Raw genomic sequence first — 575 nt, 5'->3', positions numbered from 1 at the left:
GCTGGGTGACTTTTTTCGAATCTCTCTGCCTTTAGAGTCTGATTTTGCAAAAAATCTCCGCCTCACGCTAGCCCATGTGCGTGCGGTCAAAGGAGAACTCGATCCTGCTCGTCCGAAACATATGGCGGTATATGGTTACTGCGTTTTTGCGTTATCTTTCTCGCTTGCGCCTATTGTCCGAGCATTTTTCGATATCTTCGATCAAAGCCAATCAAAGGAAACTTTTGAAAGATTGTTACGTTATTACGTATGGGGCGGTAGAGAAGCTTACTATCTTCGGCGTAGAATGAGAGAGCTGGTTGCAAATGTGAATGATCAGGTTTCGCCCGAATTTGAATTGGGTGCTTGGGAAGAGTTCTTAGAAATGGTCCGCTCTTTTCTTGATGCTCCGGCTGAAATATTTGCTTGTTGCAATCCTTTGCTTGGTCTTTCACTCAGATATATCGGGAAGCAGAGTTTTCAGGCTGACGCAAAAATCGCATCCGAATTAATGCAGTCTAATCGAATACGTCAATTTATCTTCCGTATGTCTTCTTATCTTGTGGCGAATACCGGAATTAGCAAGGATTTTCATG

General features: G+C 43.5%; 1 protein-coding gene. It reads left to right on the top strand.

Annotated features, from left to right (window positions below; translation table 11 throughout):
• Nucleotides 1–575: hypothetical protein (locus JK635_RS17425; protein ID WP_202655238.1), on the top strand; the 575-nt coding region annotated here is incomplete at both ends.

The sequence above is a fragment of the Neobacillus paridis genome (assembly GCF_016765675.1).
GTDB classification, from domain to species: Bacteria; Bacillota; Bacilli; order Bacillales; family Cytobacillaceae; genus Neobacillus; species Neobacillus paridis.
This window is presented reverse-complemented; position numbering and strand designations above follow the sequence as displayed.